General features: G+C 30.4%; 22 protein-coding genes. 9 read left to right on the top strand and 13 right to left on the bottom strand.

Going from position 1 to position 18428, the window contains the following annotated elements; translation table 11 throughout:
• The first annotated feature begins 37 nt into the window (after positions 1 to 37).
• From atpE to atpG, 5 genes are all read left to right on the top strand, one after another.
• Complete coding sequence (gene atpE, locus ACSIGC_RS10175) at positions 38 to 235, top strand: ATP synthase F0 subunit C (protein ID WP_348743266.1); 198 nt, start codon at positions 38 to 40, stop codon at positions 233 to 235.
• Positions 236 to 333: 98 nt separating this feature from the next.
• Positions 334 to 831 (top strand): F0F1 ATP synthase subunit B, encoded by a 498-nt coding sequence (locus ACSIGC_RS10170; protein WP_442264714.1) that lies wholly within the window; start codon positions 334 to 336, stop codon positions 829 to 831.
• 9 nt (positions 832 to 840) lie between these two features.
• Entirely contained in the window at positions 841 to 1398 is a 558-nt protein-coding gene (gene atpH / locus ACSIGC_RS10165; protein ID WP_442264713.1) for an ATP synthase F1 subunit delta, read from the top strand.
• A gap of 21 nt (positions 1399 to 1419) precedes the next feature.
• Positions 1420 to 3000, top strand: coding sequence for a F0F1 ATP synthase subunit alpha (atpA, locus tag ACSIGC_RS10160; RefSeq protein ID WP_442264712.1), 1581 nt, complete (start codon positions 1420 to 1422; stop codon positions 2998 to 3000).
• Positions 3001 to 3063: 63 nt separating this feature from the next.
• A complete protein-coding gene (gene atpG, locus ACSIGC_RS10155; RefSeq protein ID WP_442264711.1) occupies positions 3064 to 3924 on the top strand; it encodes an ATP synthase F1 subunit gamma in 861 nt (286 codons plus the stop codon).
• Positions 3925 to 4026: 102 nt separating this feature from the next.
• Here the strand turns inward: atpG and dxs are convergent, their stop codons facing one another.
• Positions 4027 to 5799 (bottom strand): 1-deoxy-D-xylulose-5-phosphate synthase, encoded by a 1773-nt coding sequence (gene dxs, locus ACSIGC_RS10150; protein WP_442264710.1) that lies wholly within the window; start codon positions 5797 to 5799, stop codon positions 4027 to 4029.
• 101 nt (positions 5800 to 5900) lie between these two features.
• Between dxs and rsmI the strand changes: the two genes are divergently transcribed.
• Entirely contained in the window at positions 5901 to 6572 is a 672-nt protein-coding gene (gene rsmI / locus ACSIGC_RS10145) for a 16S rRNA (cytidine(1402)-2'-O)-methyltransferase (RefSeq protein WP_442264709.1), read from the top strand.
• Between the two features lies 1 nt (position 6573).
• On the opposite strand, the gene ACSIGC_RS10140 is transcribed toward rsmI, so the two are convergent.
• Genes ACSIGC_RS10140 through ACSIGC_RS10125 form a run of 4 tightly spaced genes read right to left on the bottom strand, consistent with a single transcriptional unit; the run spans position 6574 to position 8946 of the window.
• Positions 6574 to 7272 carry a hypothetical protein gene (locus ACSIGC_RS10140; RefSeq protein WP_442264708.1) on the bottom strand — a complete coding sequence of 233 codons (699 nt, stop codon included), beginning with the start codon at positions 7270 to 7272 and terminating at the stop codon, positions 6574 to 6576.
• The gene (locus ACSIGC_RS10135) at positions 7269 to 7937 is read right to left on the bottom strand and encodes a hypothetical protein (protein ID WP_442264707.1); all 669 of its coding nucleotides are present in this window, start codon (positions 7935 to 7937) and stop codon (positions 7269 to 7271) included. Before ACSIGC_RS10135 ends, ACSIGC_RS10140 begins: the two co-directional genes overlap by 4 nt.
• 2 nt (positions 7938 to 7939) lie before the next feature.
• Positions 7940 to 8605 (bottom strand): hypothetical protein, encoded by a 666-nt coding sequence (locus ACSIGC_RS10130; protein WP_442264706.1) that lies wholly within the window; start codon positions 8603 to 8605, stop codon positions 7940 to 7942.
• A 2-nt stretch (positions 8606 to 8607) separates the two neighbouring features.
• On the bottom strand, positions 8608 to 8946 hold the full coding sequence (locus ACSIGC_RS10125) for a PadR family transcriptional regulator (protein ID WP_442264705.1): 339 nt from the start codon (positions 8944 to 8946) through the stop codon (positions 8608 to 8610).
• A gap of 152 nt (positions 8947 to 9098) precedes the next feature.
• Here ACSIGC_RS10125 and ACSIGC_RS10120 point away from each other — a divergent pair, with 152 nt between their 5' ends.
• Positions 9099 to 10145, top strand: coding sequence for a 2Fe-2S iron-sulfur cluster-binding protein (locus ACSIGC_RS10120; protein ID WP_442264704.1), 1047 nt, complete (start codon positions 9099 to 9101; stop codon positions 10143 to 10145).
• 22 nt (positions 10146 to 10167) lie between these two features.
• The gene (locus tag ACSIGC_RS10115) at positions 10168 to 10845 is read left to right on the top strand and encodes a LysE family translocator (RefSeq protein ID WP_442264703.1); all 678 of its coding nucleotides are present in this window, start codon (positions 10168 to 10170) and stop codon (positions 10843 to 10845) included.
• A gap of 7 nt (positions 10846 to 10852) precedes the next feature.
• On the opposite strand, the gene ACSIGC_RS10110 is transcribed toward ACSIGC_RS10115, so the two are convergent.
• The 7 genes from ACSIGC_RS10110 to ACSIGC_RS10080 form a co-directional block, all read right to left on the bottom strand.
• Entirely contained in the window at positions 10853 to 11614 is a 762-nt protein-coding gene (locus tag ACSIGC_RS10110) for a cyclase family protein (RefSeq protein WP_442264702.1), read from the bottom strand.
• An 83-nt stretch (positions 11615 to 11697) separates the two neighbouring features.
• Positions 11698 to 13053: a magnesium transporter gene (mgtE, locus tag ACSIGC_RS10105; RefSeq protein WP_442264701.1), complete on the bottom strand. Its 1356-nt coding sequence runs from the start codon at positions 13051 to 13053 to the stop codon at positions 11698 to 11700.
• Positions 13022 to 13846 (bottom strand): 16S rRNA (adenine(1518)-N(6)/adenine(1519)-N(6))-dimethyltransferase RsmA, encoded by an 825-nt coding sequence (rsmA, locus tag ACSIGC_RS10100; RefSeq protein ID WP_442264700.1) that lies wholly within the window; start codon positions 13844 to 13846, stop codon positions 13022 to 13024. Before rsmA ends, mgtE begins: the two co-directional genes overlap by 32 nt.
• Entirely contained in the window at positions 13836 to 14459 is a 624-nt protein-coding gene (locus ACSIGC_RS10095) for a M23 family metallopeptidase (protein ID WP_442264699.1), read from the bottom strand. The genes rsmA and ACSIGC_RS10095 overlap by 11 nt, the downstream gene beginning before the upstream one ends.
• A 2-nt stretch (positions 14460 to 14461) precedes the next feature.
• A complete protein-coding gene (locus ACSIGC_RS10090) occupies positions 14462 to 14710 on the bottom strand; it encodes a hypothetical protein (protein WP_442264698.1) in 249 nt (82 codons plus the stop codon).
• A gap of 2 nt (positions 14711 to 14712) precedes the next feature.
• Entirely contained in the window at positions 14713 to 15042 is a 330-nt protein-coding gene (locus tag ACSIGC_RS10085; RefSeq protein ID WP_299676232.1) for a DUF4286 family protein, read from the bottom strand.
• 14 nt (positions 15043 to 15056) lie between these two features.
• Positions 15057 to 16832: a tetratricopeptide repeat protein gene (locus ACSIGC_RS10080; protein WP_442264697.1), complete on the bottom strand. Its 1776-nt coding sequence runs from the start codon at positions 16830 to 16832 to the stop codon at positions 15057 to 15059.
• 124 nt (positions 16833 to 16956) lie between these two features.
• Between ACSIGC_RS10080 and ACSIGC_RS10075 the strand changes: the two genes are divergently transcribed.
• Positions 16957 to 17100, top strand: a complete 144-nt coding sequence (locus tag ACSIGC_RS10075; RefSeq protein ID WP_173862337.1) for a hypothetical protein — start codon at positions 16957 to 16959, stop codon at positions 17098 to 17100.
• Between the two features lie 49 nt (positions 17101 to 17149).
• On the opposite strand, the gene serS is transcribed toward ACSIGC_RS10075, so the two are convergent.
• Entirely contained in the window at positions 17150 to 18424 is a 1275-nt protein-coding gene (serS, locus tag ACSIGC_RS10070) for a serine--tRNA ligase (protein WP_442264696.1), read from the bottom strand.
• Positions 18425 to 18428 lie beyond the last annotated feature (4 nt).

The raw sequence follows: 18428 nt of genomic DNA, 5'->3' as shown, positions 1-18428 counted from the left end.
AGAATAAGAATTTGTTTAATTATATAAATCAAGTATCATGACAGGAACTCTTAATTTAATAGGAGCAGGATTAATCGTAATCGGTGGAGGAATCGGATTAGGTCAAATCGGTGGAAAAGCAATGGAAGGAATTGCTCGTCAACCTGAGGCTGCTGGTAAAATCCAAACTGCGATGATCATCATCGGAGCATTATTAGAAGGATTAGCATTCGGTGCTTTACTTTTAGGGAAATAATATTCCTAAAAACAAAAAACAAAACATTTTCTGCAACGGTTGGTTGCAGAAATGTTTTAAAAATTAAACAACAAAAAGATAAATACAAATATTAAGTTATGGATATTTTTAATGATTTTTCAATAGGATTGTTCGCTATGCAACTAGTGATTCTTATTGTTTTATTAGTTTTATTAGCTAAGTTTGCTTGGAAACCAATTTTAAATTCTTTAGATGAAAGAGAAGAGGGCATTCAAAGTGCTTTAGATCAAGCTGAGAATGCGCGTAAAGAAATGCAAAATCTACAAGCAGATAATGAGAAATTATTAAAAGAAGCGAGAGCAGAGCGTGATGCAATGATGAAAGAAGCTCGTGAGATTAAAGATAAAATTATTGCTGATGCTAAGCAAGAAGCAGGAGAAGAAGCTTCTAAGATGATTGAAAATGCAAAGGCAACAATCAAGCAAGAGCAACAAGCTGCAATTGCAGAATTAAAGAAAAAAGTAGCAGAACTTTCAATCGGTATCGCTGAAACAGTTGTAAAGAAAGAATTAGCTTCTCAAGACGATCAATTAAAGCTTGTAGAAGGAATGTTAGAAGACGTTACTTTAAACTAATTTAGCATAATGAAACAGTCAAGACCAGCATTACGTTACGCAAAAGCAGTGTTAAACCTAGCTAAAGAGCAAGGAAATGATACAGAAGTAAATGATAATATGAAACTTATCGCTGCTACTGTTACTGAAAGTAACGACTTAGATGCTATGCTTAAGAGCCCTGTTATTAAAGCTTCAGACAAGAAGAAAGTATTAGATGCTTTATTTGGAGACAAAGTAAATAGTATAGCTAAAGGTTTATTTAATTTATTAGCTGAAAATAAAAGAATGTCAATGTTAGAAAGTGTTGCTAAGCAATACACTATCATTTTCGATTATTACAAGAACATGCAAGTTGCTACAGTCACTACAGCAGTTGCTTTAAGTTCAGAATTAGAGGCTAAGATCCAAAAGAAGATTGTTGAAATTACTGGAAACAGTGCAACAATTGAAAACGTAATAAATCCAGATATTTTAGGAGGATTTATTTTACGTGTAGGAGATGTGCAATATGATGCAAGTATCTCTAACCAATTAAACGAATTAAGAAGAGAATTTGACAATAGTCATTATATTCCAAAAATTTAATTATACATCAAAAGATATAAGATGGCAGCAATTAAACCAGCTGAAGTATCAGCAATTTTAAAGGAACAATTAACAAATTTTGAATCAAAAGCGACGTTAAACGAAGTAGGAACTGTATTACAAGTAGGTGATGGTATCGCACGTGTTTACGGTTTATCTAACGTACAATATGGTGAATTAGTTGATTTTGGTAACGGTTTAGAAGGAATCGTATTAAACTTAGAAGAAGATAACGTTGGTGTTGTATTATTAGGAGCATCTACTGGAGTAAGTGAAGGTTCTACAGTAAAACGTACTGAAAGAATTGCTTCTTTAAAAGTTGGAGAAGGAGTTGTAGGTAGAGTTGTAGATACTTTAGGTAACCCAATCGATGGTAAAGGACCAATCGAAGGAGAAACTTTCGAAATGCCTTTAGAGCGTAAAGCACCTGGGGTAATCTATCGTCAACCAGTAACGGAACCATTACAAACAGGTATTAAATCTGTAGATGCAATGATTCCTATTGGACGTGGACAACGTGAGTTAATCATTGGTGACCGTCAAACTGGTAAGTCAACAGTTGCTATTGATACTATCTTAAATCAAAAAGAATTTTACGATGCAGGTGAGCCAGTATATTGTATCTACGTTGCAGTAGGTCAAAAAGGTTCTACAGTAGCTGCTATCGCTAACATGTTAGAAGAAAAAGGAGCTTTAGCTTATACAACTATTGTTGCTGCTAACGCTTCAGATCCTGCTCCAATGCAGGTATATGCACCTTTCGCAGGAGCTGCTATCGGTGAGTATTTCCGTGATACTGGTCGTCCAGCATTAATCATTTATGATGATTTATCTAAGCAAGCAGTTGCTTACCGTGAGGTATCTTTATTATTACGTCGTCCACCGGGACGTGAGGCGTATCCTGGAGATGTATTCTATTTACACTCTAGATTATTAGAGCGTGCAGCAAAAGTTATTAATGACGATTCAATTGCAGCTCAAATGAATGACTTACCAGAGTCATTAAAAGGTAAGGTAAAAGGTGGTGGTTCTTTAACAGCATTACCAATTATTGAAACTCAAGCGGGAGACGTTTCTGCATATATTCCAACAAACGTAATTTCGATTACTGATGGACAGATTTTCTTAGAGTCTGATTTATTCAACTCGGGTGTTCGTCCAGCAATTAACGTAGGTATTTCTGTATCTCGTGTAGGAGGTTCTGCTCAGATCAAATCAATGAAGAAAGTATCTGGTACGTTAAAGTTAGATCAAGCTCAATATCGTGAATTAGAAGCGTTCGCTAAGTTTGGTTCTGATTTAGATGCAGCTACTATGAATGTAATCTCTAAAGGACAACGTAACGTTGAGATTTTAAAGCAAAACCAAGGAGATCCATTTACTGTAGAAGATCAGATCGCTATTATTTATGCAGGTTCTAAGAACTTATTAAAAGATGTTCCTGTAAATAAAGTAAAAGAATTCGAAGCAAATTATATCGAGTTCTTAAATGCAAAGCATAGAGATACATTAGATACGTTAAAATCAGGAAAATTAACTGATGAAGCTACTGATGTATTAACACAAGCAGCTAAAGAGATTTCTGCTAAATATTCAGCATAATTAAAACATATTTCCTCATTGAGAAATCAATGAGGAAATTCAAACAATTTTAAGTTCATATAGATGGCAAACTTAAAAGAAATACGTAACAGAATTACTTCGATTAAATCAACAATGCAGATTACATCTGCCATGAAAATGGTATCTGCTGCAAAGTTGAAAAAGGCACAAGATGCTATTACAGCAATGCGCCCTTATTCTTCTAAATTAACTGAACTTTTACAAAGTTTAAGTGCAACTTTAGAAGGAAATACAGGAGGAGCTTATTCTGAACAAAGAGAAGTAAACAAAGTTTTATTAGTTGCTGTTACTTCTAACAGAGGTTTATGTGGAGGATTTAATTCTTCTATCATCAAAAAGACTGTTAGTACAATTAATGAAACATACAGCGGAGTAGAAGTTGACCTTTTAACTATCGGTAAAAAAGGAAACGACATTTTATCAAAAGAATATAATGTTGTTGAAAATAATAATAGTATTTTCGATGATTTAACTTTTGATAATGCTGCTGAAGTTGCTCAACAATTAATGGATTTATACGTTGCAGGTACTTACGATAGAATCGAAATTATCTACAATCAATTTAAAAATGCTGCTACACAAATTGCAATGGTAGAGCAGTTTTTACCTATTAAGCCTGTTGAGGGAGATAAAAATGTTAGCTTAGACTATATTTTCGAACCTTCTAAAGAAGAAATAGTTTTAGAATTAATTCCTAAGTCATTAAAAACTCAGTTATACAAAGCAATTCGTGATTCATTTGCTGCCGAACACGGTGCTCGTATGACTGCAATGCACAAAGCAACAGATAATGCTAAGGAATTACGTGACGACTTATTATTAACTTATAACAAAGCACGTCAGGCTGCAATTACTAATGAGATTTTAGAAATCGTTGGTGGAGCAGAAGCATTGAACAACTAAGAAATATTTATTATTTATATATTTAGAAAGCGAATCTGAAAAGATTCGCTTTTTTTAATTTAAAATTACTATAAGCTATGAAACAATCAATCTTGATCATTTTTATATCATATTCTCAATTTCAGATAAAATAGTATTAGCATCAATTCCACAAATTTGATGCAATTCTGCTACTGTACCGTGATGTATAAACTGATCTGGTATTCCTAAAACTTTAATTTGATTTTTATAATCATGTGTAGATGCAAACTCTAAAATGGCAGAACCAAATCCGCCTTTTATAGTTCCGTCTTCAATTGTGATTATTTTATCAAACCTTTTAAAAACGCTATGTAATAGCTCTTGATCAAGTGGTTTTACAAAGCGTAAATCGTAATGTGCAACTTGATTCTTCTCTTTTGTTAATTTTAAAGCATCTGAGACGTTTTTAGCTATCGAACCAATAGAAAGTATAGCTATGTTATTTCCTTGTTGCAAACAAGCTCCTTTTCCTATTGAAATCGAATCAAAAGGTAATTGCCAATCAATAGTAACTCCCTTTCCTCTTGGGTAACGAATAGCGATAGGATTTTCTAACCCTAATTGTGCAGTATATAAGATGTTTCTTAACTCAATTTCATTGCGCGGAGCGAAAATAGTTAGATTCGGAATGCAACGTAAGTATGCAATATCAAAAACTCCATGATGTGTTGCTCCATCTTCACCTACTAATCCAGCACGATCTAAACAAAAAATCACAGGTAAATTTTGCAAAGCAACATCGTGAATAATTTGATCGTAAGCTCGTTGTAAAAACGTAGAATACACATTACAATAAGGAATAATTCCTTCAGCTGCCATTCCAGCAGCTAAAGTAACTGCATGTTGTTCTGCTATTCCAACATCGAAAGTTCTGTTTGGAAATTTATCTAGCATAAACTTTAAAGAACTTCCGGTTAACATTGCTGGAGTAATTCCAACTATTTTATCGTTTTGTTCTGCAAGTTCTACAATAGTTTTTCCGAAAACATCTTGATATTTTGGCGGTTGAATACTCTTGGGTTTCGGAAGTAAATCTCCAGAAACTTTATCAAACTTTCCAGGAGCATGATATTTTACTTGATCTTCTTCAGCCTGACGTAATCCTTTTCCTTTTGTTGTAATAACATGTAAAAACTTAGGTCCATAAATATGTTTTAAACGTTTTAATTCACGAATAAGTTCCTCCAAATTATGTCCATCAATTGGTCCAGAATAATCAAAATTTAGAGCTTCAAAAATATTATCTTGTTCAACATCACTTCTTTCAGATTTAACCCGAGTTAAATACTCTTTTAAAGCACCTACAGCAGGATCAATTCCTATGGCATTATCATTTAAAATAACTAAGAGATTAGCATTGGTTACTCCAGCATGGTTTAAAGCTTCAAAAGCCATTCCACTAGCTATCGATGCATCTCCAATAACAGCGATATGATGTTTATATTCACCTTTTAGTTGCGAAGCAATTGCCATTCCTAAAGCAGCAGAAATAGATGTTGAAGAATGTCCAACACCAAATGTATCGTACTCACTTTCGCTACGTTTTGGAAATCCAGAAATCCCGTGAAGTTGACGATTGGTATGAAAATTATCTTTTCGTCCAGTTAAAATTTTATGTCCGTATGCTTGGTGTCCAACATCCCAAACCAATAAATCTTCAGGAGTATTAAATACATAATGCAACGCTATTGTAAGTTCGATAACACCTAAGCTAGCACCTAAATGACCTTCTTTTGTAGCTACAATATCGATAATGAATCTACGAAGTTCTTGAGCTACTTGAGGCAATTCCTTTGTATCTAATTTTCTAAGATCTGAAGGAAGTGAAATAGTATTTAATAGCTTTTCGGACATGAGACAAAGTTAGTGATAAGTTGTAACTAAGAAGTTGAGTGTTTCGTTTTTTTTGATTCATTAGAATGATTTCAAACTAACACTTTTACTAACTTTGCAGTATGAGTAAATTGTATTTGGTACCAACACCTATTGGAAACTTAGAAGATATCACATTTAGAGCTTTAAAAGTGCTAAAAGAAGTTGATTATATTTTAGCTGAAGACACAAGAACAAGTGGGAAATTATTAAAGCATTTCGATATAAATACGCCAATGCAATCGCATCACATGCATAATGAGCATAAAACAGTTGAGAATATCGTAAAGCGAATTCAAGCTGGAGAAATATTTGCTTTAATTTCAGATGCAGGTACACCAGCAATTTCAGATCCAGGTTTTTTATTAACTCGTGCTTGTATTCAAAATAATATTGAAGTAGAGTGTTTGCCAGGAGCTACTGCTTTTGTACCTGCCTTAGTGAATTCTGGATTACCGAATGATAAGTTTGTTTTTGAAGGCTTTTTACCTGTAAAAAAAGGTCGTCAAACACGATTGAAGTTTCTTGCCGAAGAAACTAGAACAATGATTTTCTATGAAAGTCCGCATAAGCTATTAAAAACATTAACGAACTTTTCTGAATACTTCGGAGAAGATCGTTTGGTTTCAGTTTCTAGAGAATTGACAAAAATGTTCGAAGAAACCAAACGAGGAACTGTAAAAGAAGTACTATCATATTATACAGAAAAACCTGCTAAAGGCGAAATTGTAATTATTGTTGACGGTAAAAAGTAAACTATACTAACTTATATTCTGGATATTGTTCTTCTAGTAATTCTTCTATTTTACTAGGAATAGTATATGTTGTAATGTATCCAATTAACAATGAGATCACCATTAAAAAAGCAGTGAAAAATCTTCCATAAATACTTAATTCTAAAAAGTTTTTACTAGAAGGCATAAATAAATCAAAAGTGTAGAATAAGATTAAAACAAAACTACCAAGTCCTTGAACTAAAATTATATCTTCTAACATCCATTTTTTACCAGTTGTTGTGTTTTTTAATTTCACCTTTTTTCTTGAAGTATACATCTTTACAATTTCAAAAAGAATGATCGCAAAATAAAGTACAGTATAAATGTTATACGATTGATTAAATCTTTGAATTTCGAAAAAACACCAAACTAAAAAAACAGTAATTATTAATTTTGGTAATTGAAACCATTCTTTAATAAATTTAAAAATAGTAGCGATATACTTTTTATTTAATTGTCGTTGCTTTTCTTCAACTACATTCATAAATCCATAAATACCAAATTTTTTAAAAGAAGTATCTCTAGCTTTTTCAAAAGATAACTCTGGATTTTCTTCCCAAATAGCTTCGATATCATTTGCTAAATGATCTACCAATTCGGTTTGAACATCATAATATTCAACATAATGTTTTCTTGTAAATGTATATAAGTCTTGTATTTGTGCTTCTGTTAATTTCATAGTGTTTTCAATTTTTTATAAATATTATTTGTTTTAGTAAATTCTATAAAGAAAAATTTAAAACCAATGTAAGAGTACAACAGTGTAAAAGTAAAAATTAAAGAGATCACCACAGGATAATCGAAAATATTGAAATCGAAAAGCACTTTGGGTATATGAATGAAAGTGTTCAATAAAGTTAATCCGAAAAAAGTTAATGATGCTGCATGACCTAATTGTAACGATTTATAATATACTTTTTTTGAAAGAAAGTATCCTAAAGGAATTATATATGCTAGCATAATAAAAATCAAACTATATTTTAAAATTGATTTATAATGAGCTATTTCATAGAGTGAAAATAATACAAAGAAAAAAACACCAATTACCAAGGGGTTTGATAATTCTTTTTTTCTAAATTTAGAAAAATTCCTTCTAATTTTCTTTGAAGCAGAGTTATGGTATTGTTTAATTACATTTTCAAAAGAACTACCATTAAAATTTTCTTTCCAACCTAATTTTTTAAAAATATCCCAAACAGCAGTTTTAAAATTTACATCATTAGTTGTGTTTTCTAATTCAGAAACTACATGATCTAATAATTCAATTCTAACATCCCAATATTTAATACCATTTTTCTTCAATAGATTGTCTATGTAAGTAACTTCTTTATTTGTAATTTCCATAGCTATTGAGTTAAAAAGTTGTATTTGTTTTTAATCATTTCACTTTTCTTGTGGAAATTGAAATGTATTAAAGCAGTAATAATTAAAGTAAACAAAGACTGATACATTATGAACTCAGAATAGTTTCCTTCAATGTAAACGTCTATATAACTTGGAAAAATTAGAATTAACAATGAAAAAAGAGAAATTATTCTAGAGTAAAACTTAATAAATCTTAATTCTTTAAAACGTTTCAGGAAAAACTGAATTTTAATAGCAGTGTAAGCATATAAAGCAATTACTGTTGTAAAAAATAGAATAGATAATTCTTTAAAATATACAGATCCAAAATTAATCAATACTAAAATTAAAAGAGTAATTGTAAATAAAAACTTAGGTTTCAGTAATAAACTAAATAGCTCTTTACATAACTTTTTTAAGTAATACCAATTTAATTGTTTTACTTGATTGTTATATCTTTTTAGAATATCATTCTTTCGACTCAACATATATTTTAAAAAAGGTGTTTGAAACCCATCATCTTTAAAAAAAGTATCTACATCATCAATACTATTTTCAATTTCAGAAGCTATATGATCAACCATTTCTAATCTAGTATCAAGAGACTCGACACCAATTGCTTCTAAAAAATCATTTATTTTTTCAATATGTTTTTCATCTAATTTCATAGTTATTCTAAACCTAATTTAGGATTCACCAAATGTTGCATTGTGTTTAAAAATTCTTGCATCTGTTGTAGCCGATTTACAGTTTCTGTAGTTCCTGTTTCAGTCAGTTTATAATACTTTCTCAAGCGATTTCCCACTTTAGCGACTTCTACATCAAGTAAACCTTCGGCTTCTAATTTATGTAATGCCGGATACAAGGCTCCTTCTGTAATCTTTAATTCTCCTTTTGTTAGTTCTTTTACTTTTTGAGTGATTTCATATCCATACATTTTGTCTTGTTCGGCTAAAAGCTTTAAAATGATGGTTTGTAAAGAACCTTTATACAATTTTTGATTTCCCATATTAAGAATTTTTACAGCATACCTAAAAAACTTAGGTATACAAATATACATAAAATTCTTATACATAAAAATCTTATGTATTTATTTTTGAAGTTGATTTATACTTCCCATTCCTCTTTTCTTTAGTATTTTTGTCTTCAAATTTTTTAGAGATGAGTCAATTTTATCCAATCAAAATAAAAGATGTTATACGAGAAACTTCATCTGCAGTTTCTCTAGTTTTCGATATTACTTCTGAGTTAACTAATGAATTTAATTTTGTTGCTGGTCAGTATATTACATTAAAAACAACAATTAATGGAAAAGAAGTAAGAAGAGCTTATTCTTTATGTTCATCGCCAAAAAGTGGTGAAGTTAAGGTTGCGGTAAAAGCTGTAGAAAATGGAGTTTTTTCTGTTTTTGCAAATGAAAAATTAAACGCTGGAGATCTTTTAGATGTTTCTAAACCAGAAGGAAAGTTTGTTTTAGAACCAGAAAATAATAAAAATTATATTGGTTTTGCTGCAGGTAGTGGAATTACTCCAGTATTATCGATGGTAAAGTCTGTTTTAGAATCTAATACTTCTTCAACATTTACTTTAGTTTATGGAAATAAAACTATCGCAGATACTATTTTTTATAAAGAGCTAGCCGAATTAAAAGTACAATATGCTGAGCGATTTAATTTGAGTTATGTATTCAGTAGAGAAAATGTAGAAGATGCTGTTTTTGGAAGAATTGATAAGTCTCATGTGAATTATTTTGTGAAGAATATTTATAAGGATCTTTCTTTTGATAAAGCTTTCTTATGCGGACCTGAAGAAATGATTAATATTGCTTCAGAAACTCTTGTTGAAAATGGTTTTGCTAAAGAAAATGTTTTGTTTGAGTTGTTTACTGCATCAATCGACGAAGCAGCAGCTAGCCAAGTAAAAGAAGGTGAAACCGAAATTACAGTTGTTTTAGATGATGAAAAAACAACATTTACAATGCCACAAGATTCAGATATTCTTGCAGAAGCTTTACGAAAAAAAATAGATGCACCATATTCTTGTCAAGGTGGAGTTTGTAGTAGTTGTATAGCAAAAGTTACTGAAGGGAAAGCAGTAATGGTAAAAAACCAAATTTTAACAGACGAAGAATTAGAGGAAGGTTTTATATTAACTTGCCAAGCACATCCAACAACACCTACAATTACTGTAGATTTTGATGATGTTTAAAATAAATCAAAAATTGCTATAAATGGAGTCTTTAGATTACAGTAATGCATATGGAGTAGGAGCTTTTATGGCCTTAATGATCGGGCCAGTTTTTTTTATGTTGTTAAAAACAAGTGCGTTAAAAGGATTTAGAGCTGCTATTGCTTTTGATATAGGTGTGATATTGGGAGATGTAACATTCATTCTAATAGCTTATTTTGGGAGCAGAAATTTACTTGAAAAAATTAAAGATGATCCACGATTATTTTTAATAGGCGGTTTAATTTTAGTAGTTTATGGTTTGATTTCTTTTTTAGATAAAAAAAATAAAAAAGAAGTCGATGAATCTGAAGTTGATGTTCCAAAAAGTAATAATTATTTTAAACTTTTTCTAAATGGTTATTTCTTAAACTTTATCAATATTGGTGTTTTAGCTGGTTGGTTAACCATTATGGTTATTGTTGGTCCGCTTTTAGGAATGGATCCTAATTTAATTTTCTGGTATTTTGTTAAAGTTGTTATCGGATATTTTGCACTAGATTTAATAAAGATATTGTTAGCAAAACAATTACGTTCTAAATTAACTCCTTTAGTAATTTACAAAGTGAAAAAAGGTATGGGGGTTTTACTGATCATCTTTGGAGCTGTAATGATGTTAAAAGGACTTGTACCTAAAGAAAAAATAGACGAATTAATAAATAAAGTTGAATTTAAAAAGTAAGATTTTTTTAATCAAAAATGGCAACAACTCTTGCTGGCGCAGCTGATGCTCCTACAATTTTTAAAGGAAATACAGCTACTTTGAATCCATTGTACGGTAATAAATCTAGGTTTACTAATTGTTCCATATGACAATATTCTTTACTTTGCCCAACCAAATGAGCTTCCCAAAAAAGTTCTGAGTTTCCTGTCTCTTTTGCTTTTTTAAGCATATAGGGTAGTGGTAAATCCCAACCCCAAGAATCAATACCCATTACTTTAATTCCTTTATCAATGAGCCATTCTGTTGCCTTTGCACTCATGCCAGTTCCTATTTTATGGAAATTTTTTGTACCATTAAATTTATCTCTACCAGTTTTAATAAGAACAATCATGTTTGGCTTAAGTACTAAGTTATTAGTGGCTAAGAAAGTTTCTATATCTGTTATAGTTATAGGGTCAAAATCAATTTTATGTTTCATATCTATAACAATTCCTTCACCATAACACCATTCTAAAGGAATTTCATCTACAGTTTTTGATTTTTTTCCATTGATAGTTGGAGAATAATGCCAAGGAGCGTCTATATGAGTTGTAGAGTGAACTCCCATTTTTTGTATAGTATCATCTGCCCAACCAATAAAATTTTTAGGAAATAATTTGAAGGGTAAACCTAAAAAACGAATTAACCATTTTGCTTTTCTATGAGGTTTGTGTTTTATTTTAACCTTCATAAACCAAGGGTCATTTTTGTTATACTTAATGGGTTTAGAGAGATCTATGATTTTCATTGAAATCTTGTTATTGATTAAGAGAAGTGAAGTTAAATAAAAAATGTTTGTACTTATATAGTATAATTTTAATTATTTAAAAATTATACACCTAAAATTAATTTAGCAATCGTAAAGTAAATTAAGATTCCAAAAATATCGTTACTGGTGGTAATAAATGGTCCGGTTGCTATCGCAGGATCTATTCCTCTTTTATCTAAGAATAAAGGAATAAATGTACCGATAAGACCAGCTACGATAATGACAGCAACCAATGACACAGATACCGCAATAGAAATTCTTAAATCGTTATCAGCATCGGAAAAATAAACAAACAAGAATAAAACAATGGCTAAAGCTATTCCGTTTAGCGTAGCTAATAACATCTCTTTTATTAATCGTTTATTCACGCTTCCTTTGACATCATCGTTAGCTAAACCTTGAACAATAATTGCAGAAGATTGAACTCCTACATTTCCAGCCATGGCCGCAATTAATGGGGTAAAGAAGAATAACACCGCATTCTCTTTAAATGTGTGTTCGAAATTTTTCATAATTAAGAAAGCTCCAATTCCTCCTAATAATCCTAAGAATAACCAAGGTAAGCGAGCTCTTGTTAATTCTAAAATGGTATCATCAGCTTCAACATCTTGTGTAATACCGGCAGCTAATTGATAATCTTTATCAGCTTCTTCTTTAATTACATCAACAATATCATCTATGGTAATTCTACCGACAAGTGTTCCTAATTCATCAACAACAGGAATAGCTTCTAAATCGTATTTACGCATTTTATTTGCTACATCTTCGGCTGTATCGTGAACATTTACATAGTCAACTCTAGGAATATAAATATCTGCGATTTTTGATTTCGTTGAAGCCATTAGTAAATCTTTCAATGACAAACGACCTTTAAGTTTTCCGCTATCATCAACCACGTAAATTGAATGTACTCTAGTAACTTCTGCTGCTTGATCTCTCATTTTGGTTACGCAACCTAAAACAGACCAGTTTTCGTTTACTTTAACAAGCTCTTTTGCCATAAGTCCACCTGCAGAATTTTCATCAAAACGAAGTAACTCAACAATTTCTTTTGCGTGTTCTTCATCTTCAATCTCTTTCATTACTTCCTGTTTACGTTTCTCAGGAAGTTCAGCAATTACATCTGCAGCATCATCAGTGTCTAATTCGTCAATTTCTTCTGCAATTTCTTTTGCTGATAACTGCTCTAATACTTTTTCACGAACGTCATCATCTACATCCATTAAAACTTCAGATGTAGTTTCGCTATCTAATAAACGTATAATGTAAGCAGCTTCATTAAAAGCTAATTCATCTAGAACTTCAGCGATATCAGCGTGATGTACATCATTAAAAAGATCAGAAAGTGCAGTATCTTTTTGATTTGCAATTAAGTTGGAAACATTATCAAGAAGTTCTTTCGTTATTTCTATCGCCATGACTTGCAATTTTATCCGTCAATTCTATAAACTCTTGTACCGATAACTGTTCGGGACGCATGGCAAATATAGGGTCTTCTTTTAAGGTATCCGAAAGATTCATAGATTTTAAGCTACTGCGTAACATTTTTCTTCTTTGGTTAAAAGCTGTTTTTACAACACGGAAGAAAAGTTTTTCATCTACAGGTAATGTGTAGTTCTCTTTACGAATCATTCGCATTACACCAGAATCTACTTTTGGAGGCGGATTAAATACATTTGGTGGTACTGTGAATAAGTATTCAACATCGAAAAAAGCTTGTGCTAATACAGATAAAATTCCGTAAACTTTACTTCCTTTTTTTTCTGCAATACGTTGAGCAACTTCTTTTTGAAACATTCCAGAGAATTCAGGAACAAACTCTCTGTTTTCAATGGCTTTAAAAACAATTTGTGAAGAAATATTGTACGGGAAATTTCCAATGATAGCTACTTGTTTTCCATTGAATATTTTAGAAAGATTTTGCTTTAAAAAATCACCTTCTATAATAGAAAACTTATCTTTTGAAGTATCAAGTTTAATATGCTCTACAGGAAAAACCTCATGTAAATACGTAACAGATTCAGAATCTAATTCCATTACTGTTATTTTCGGCTTTTTCTCCAATAAGTATTTGGTTAAAACTCCCATTCCAGGACCAATTTCTAAAACATTATCGTATCCTTTTTCGGTTAATGAATCTGCTATTTTTTTAGCAATATTTTCATCATTTAAAAAGTGTTGTCCTAAGTGTTTTTTAGCTCTAACGCTCATCTTCTATTGTTCTGTGTTTTTTAATAAACTCTGTTGGATCTAAATATCCACTGGTATCTTTAGAATATCCATGACCCAAAGGTAAGGTAATATCTTCTCTTATTTCAAAATGTAAATGTGCATAATATGCTCCATTAGCTGTTCCTATGGTTCCAATTTTAGTTCCTTTTTTAATCCAAGAATCTTTTACAGTAATTATAGTATCACAATGTGCATACAAAGATTCTACTATTTTGTTATCAGGAAGAAAGTGTAAAATTCGAATTACATTTCCCCATCCTCCACCGTAATCTTTACTTTCTTTTACAAATCCGTTTGCTATTGCATAAACAGGATCTCCTAAATCTGTATTTCCACCAGTTACAGCGTTCCAATCGTCACCTAAATGATAGTTCTTTGTAAACTTTTGCGCATTGTAATATCCTTTTGCATTAGGTTTACCTACAGGAAAATCAAAATGTGTAGCAATAAACTCTTTTGGAATAGTGTCTTTGTAAGATTTAATAAGAGTTATAGTGTCTTTTTTTATTGTAGCTTCTTTAGTTTTTTTCTTCGGTTTGTTACAAGAAAAGAATAAGATGTAAAATAATAATACTATAACTCTATATTTCATCTTTATATAAAAGCTAATAGTTTTATGTTACTCGAAATAGTAATAATAAAACCTGTTATAGCAATGTAAATTAATAGTTTTCCTATTTTTTCTACATATTTAGATGTAGTTTCATAGTATTCTTTTTTATGATCTGTTAAGCCTAAAAATTCTCTTAATTCATCCGGATTAGATAATATTTTTCCTAGAAAGTATAAAACAAAATCAAAAAGTAAAGATTTAATGAAACTTAAAAAGATTATAAAAGACATAATTAATTACTAGCTACTTTCGGAAAAAACTCTTTAATCACTTTTAACTCTGTTCTAAAAGCTAACATTTTATCAGCAAACTTTTTCATACCATCTGAACGTAATTTTTCAGCATCGTATTTATAATAGTTATCTAAGTCTTCTCTCGTTGGTGCTGTATATTGAATGGAATAGGTAACTCCTCCCATTTCTTCTTCTACTAAAACTTGTGTCATTTTAGCACTTGTAAATCTTCCAGTAGCTAATACTTCTGGAATATGAGATTGTATCCAATGTAACCATTCATCGTGAATACTCTCATCTATATTAATTGTAACGTTGTATATGTACATAAATAAAATTTCAGTTAAATAGTATCTCCTCTTAATTTTCTGAATTTTTTTCTAGCATCAACTAAATATATGCTCGAAGGATAATCGAAAATTATTTTTTGGTAATATTCTTTTGCTTTTTCAGGATTATTTAATTCATTGTTGTATAATTCAGCAATGTTATAATAAACATCATCTGCTAAAATACCTTTTTCATCAATTTCTAAAATTTTAGCATAAGTTAAAATAGCTTCATCATACTTTTTCTTTTTGGTAAATAGCTCTGCTTTTTTAAATAAAGCTTCGTCTTCTATAGGCTGTCCTTTAAATTCAGAGACAACAGTATCTAATATAATAATAGCTTCATCATTTTTATTCTGATATGCTAATAAATCTGCTTTAGCATAAGATGCTAAACCACTCGGTAAGCTATCTTTAGGCTGATTATCAGAAATAATTAAGAATAAATCTGCAGCATCGTTTGCTATTAACTGGCTAGCAGAGCCTTTTAAAACTTTAAGTTGAGCTTTAGCCCATTTAAAATCACCTTTAAAATATGATGTCTGAGCAACTTTAAATCGAGCTTCTTGACCTAATTCATGGTTTTTAAATCGAGATTGAACCTGTGAAAAATAAATCAAAGCTTTGTTAAATGTATTTTGATAAACTAATACATCGGCCAATTTTAATTTTACATTAGCTTTTTGATATTTGTTTTCAGAGAAAGTAATTGCTTTTTCTAACACTTTTTTAGCTTCTTCAGGATTGTTTTTATCGAAAGTTAAATAGTCTGCATAAGCAATTTGAATTGAAAATGTGTTTTTGTTTATACCGAATTCTTTAAAAACATCTTGGAATTTTGTTTCAATATTTTCTGCTTTAGTTGCTACAGCTATTTTTAGATTCATGAGAATTGCACTAAACTTATCTTCCGCATAATTTGATTTTTCTATAGTGAAATCAAAACATTTTTTAGCTGTTTCGTAATCTTTATTTTGAAAAGCAATTTCTCCTAAGTCATAAATTTTTATTAATTTATCATTGTCTCTTTGGTATAAAGCTTTATTTTGAATTAAAGCTTTTCCATAGTCTTTTTGAATTATAAATAACCAACTTAATAAGTCGTTCCAAATATTTTTAGGGTTACTAGCAGATTTACGAAGTAATGTTTTTTTGAAAAGAATATTGTTTTCGTTTTCACTATCATTAGTAATGTATTTAGCTGTAAAATTTTTGATAGTATTAAGGTAGTTTTCGTTATGATCTAAAAAGTTAATATATTGATCAAACATTAAAGCAAAATCTCCTTTTTCTCCATGTATTTGTGCTATTTGAAATTCGTAACGAAGATTTTTGTTAGTTTCAGAAGCTTTTGTATAAGCTTCAATAGCTAAGTCTAATTTGTTATATCCTTTAAATAAATTAGCAATAGTTCCACCATAGCCTGATTTTTTTGAAATAGATTTAATGGCTTTTGTATAAAATTTTTCGGCTAAATCTGTTTGCTGTTGACGTTCGTAGTTGTATCCTATTATTACATTTAAAAAAGTAAAGTTAGGTTTTTGTTTTAGTTTTGTATTTAGTAAGTCTGTAGCGGCTTTAAACTGATCTGTTTCCTGATAACAAGAGATTAATCTTTTTAGATAAGTAGTGTTAAAGGGGCTTTTGTTTACAAGTTCCTTATAAATTTGAGTGGCTTTTTCAAATTCATTATTTCTAAAATAATTTTCAGCTAAGGCAAAATCATTCGATTGAGCATAAAAAAACAGGTTGTTAACCAGTGTAATAAGTAAAAATAAGCGAATCTTCATCAATCAAAAATAAACAACAATATTGTTAAAAATACATTAAAAAAAAGGTTTTTTATAGAAACTTTGTAATGTTTTGGCACGAAGTTTGTCTAATCCTTTGTGTATAACTAAACGATTTACTAAAATGAAAAATTTAACTAAGCAATACGATTTAGCCAATAATAAAGCAAAGGAATTCATGAAGAACGGACAAATATCTCAATATTTTGAAGCTTTGTTAGAAGTAAATAGATACAAAAAATTAATGACCATTGTTGTTTCGAATTAATATATAAACACAGTAACCATCGGCGCGCACTGATTACTGTTATTTCATATTAATTTATCATCTCAAACCCACAATAAGGCACTAATACTTCAGGTATTTTTATTCCCTCTGGAGTTTGGTAGTTTTCTAAAATAGCAGCTAAAACTCTTGGTAAAGCAAGAGAGCTTCCATTTAGAGTATGTGCCAATTGATTTTTACCTTCACTATTCTTATAACGTAATTTCAAACGATTTGCTTGAAATGTTTCAAAGTTAGAAGCTGAACTAATTTCTAACCATCTTTCCTGAGCTGTAGAATATAATTCAAAATCAAAAGTTAAAGCAGCTGTAAAACCTGTATCTCCACCACATAATCTTAAAATTCTGTATGGTAATTTTAACTCTCTTAAAATTCCTTTTATGTGTTCAACCATTCCGTTTAAAGCTTCATAAGAATTTTCTGGCTTTTCAACTCTAACAATTTCAACTTTATCAAATTGATGTAAACGATTTAAACCACGTACATGAGCACCATAACTTCCAGCTTCTCTACGAAAACAAGGAGTGTAACCTGTTAAGGTAATTGGTAAATCTGCTTCTTGAATTAAAGAACCTCTATATAAATTTGTAATAGGAACTTCAGCAGTTGGTATTAAATATAAATCATCGGCCGTAACATGATACATTTGACCTTCTTTATCAGGTAATTGACCTGTTCCAAAACCAGAAGCTTCATTTACTAAATGAGGAACTTGAACTTCATTATAACCTGCATTTGTATTTTTATCTAAAAAATAATTGATTAAAGCACGCTGTAAACGAGCACCTTTTCCTTTGTAAACAGGAAAACCAGCTCCAGAAATTTTAGCACCTAAATCAAAGTCAATAATATCATATTTCTTAGCAAGTTCCCAGTGTGGAAGTGCTTTTTCTCCTAAATCAGGAATAGTTCCTTCTTTAAAAACTTCTTCATTGTCTTCTTCTGAAGTCCCAGCAACAACTGAAGCATGAGGAACATTTGGAATTTGATATAATAAATCTTGAAGTTTAGTTGTTACATCATTTAATTGCTCTGTAAGCTCTTTTCCACTTTCTTTTAATTGACTTGTTTTTTCTTTTAAAAGATTTGCTTTCTGAACTTCACCAGATTTAAAAAGCATACCTATTTCTTTGGACAGTTTATTAGAATCAGCTAATACATTGTCTAAAGAAACTTGAGTAGATCTTCTAGTTTCATCAAATTTTAAAACATCATTAATAATAGCTTCTGCGTTAGCAAAATTTCTTTTTGCTAAACCTTCTAATACAACATCTTTGTTGTCTCGAATAAACTGAACTTGTAACATAAGT

Origin of the sequence: Tenacibaculum aquaeponti (assembly GCF_052084715.1) — a bacterium.
Taxonomy (GTDB): Bacteria; Bacteroidota; Bacteroidia; order Flavobacteriales; family Flavobacteriaceae; genus Polaribacter.
Note: the sequence above shows the minus strand (reverse complement) of the source record. Positions and strands in the feature narration are given on the sequence as shown.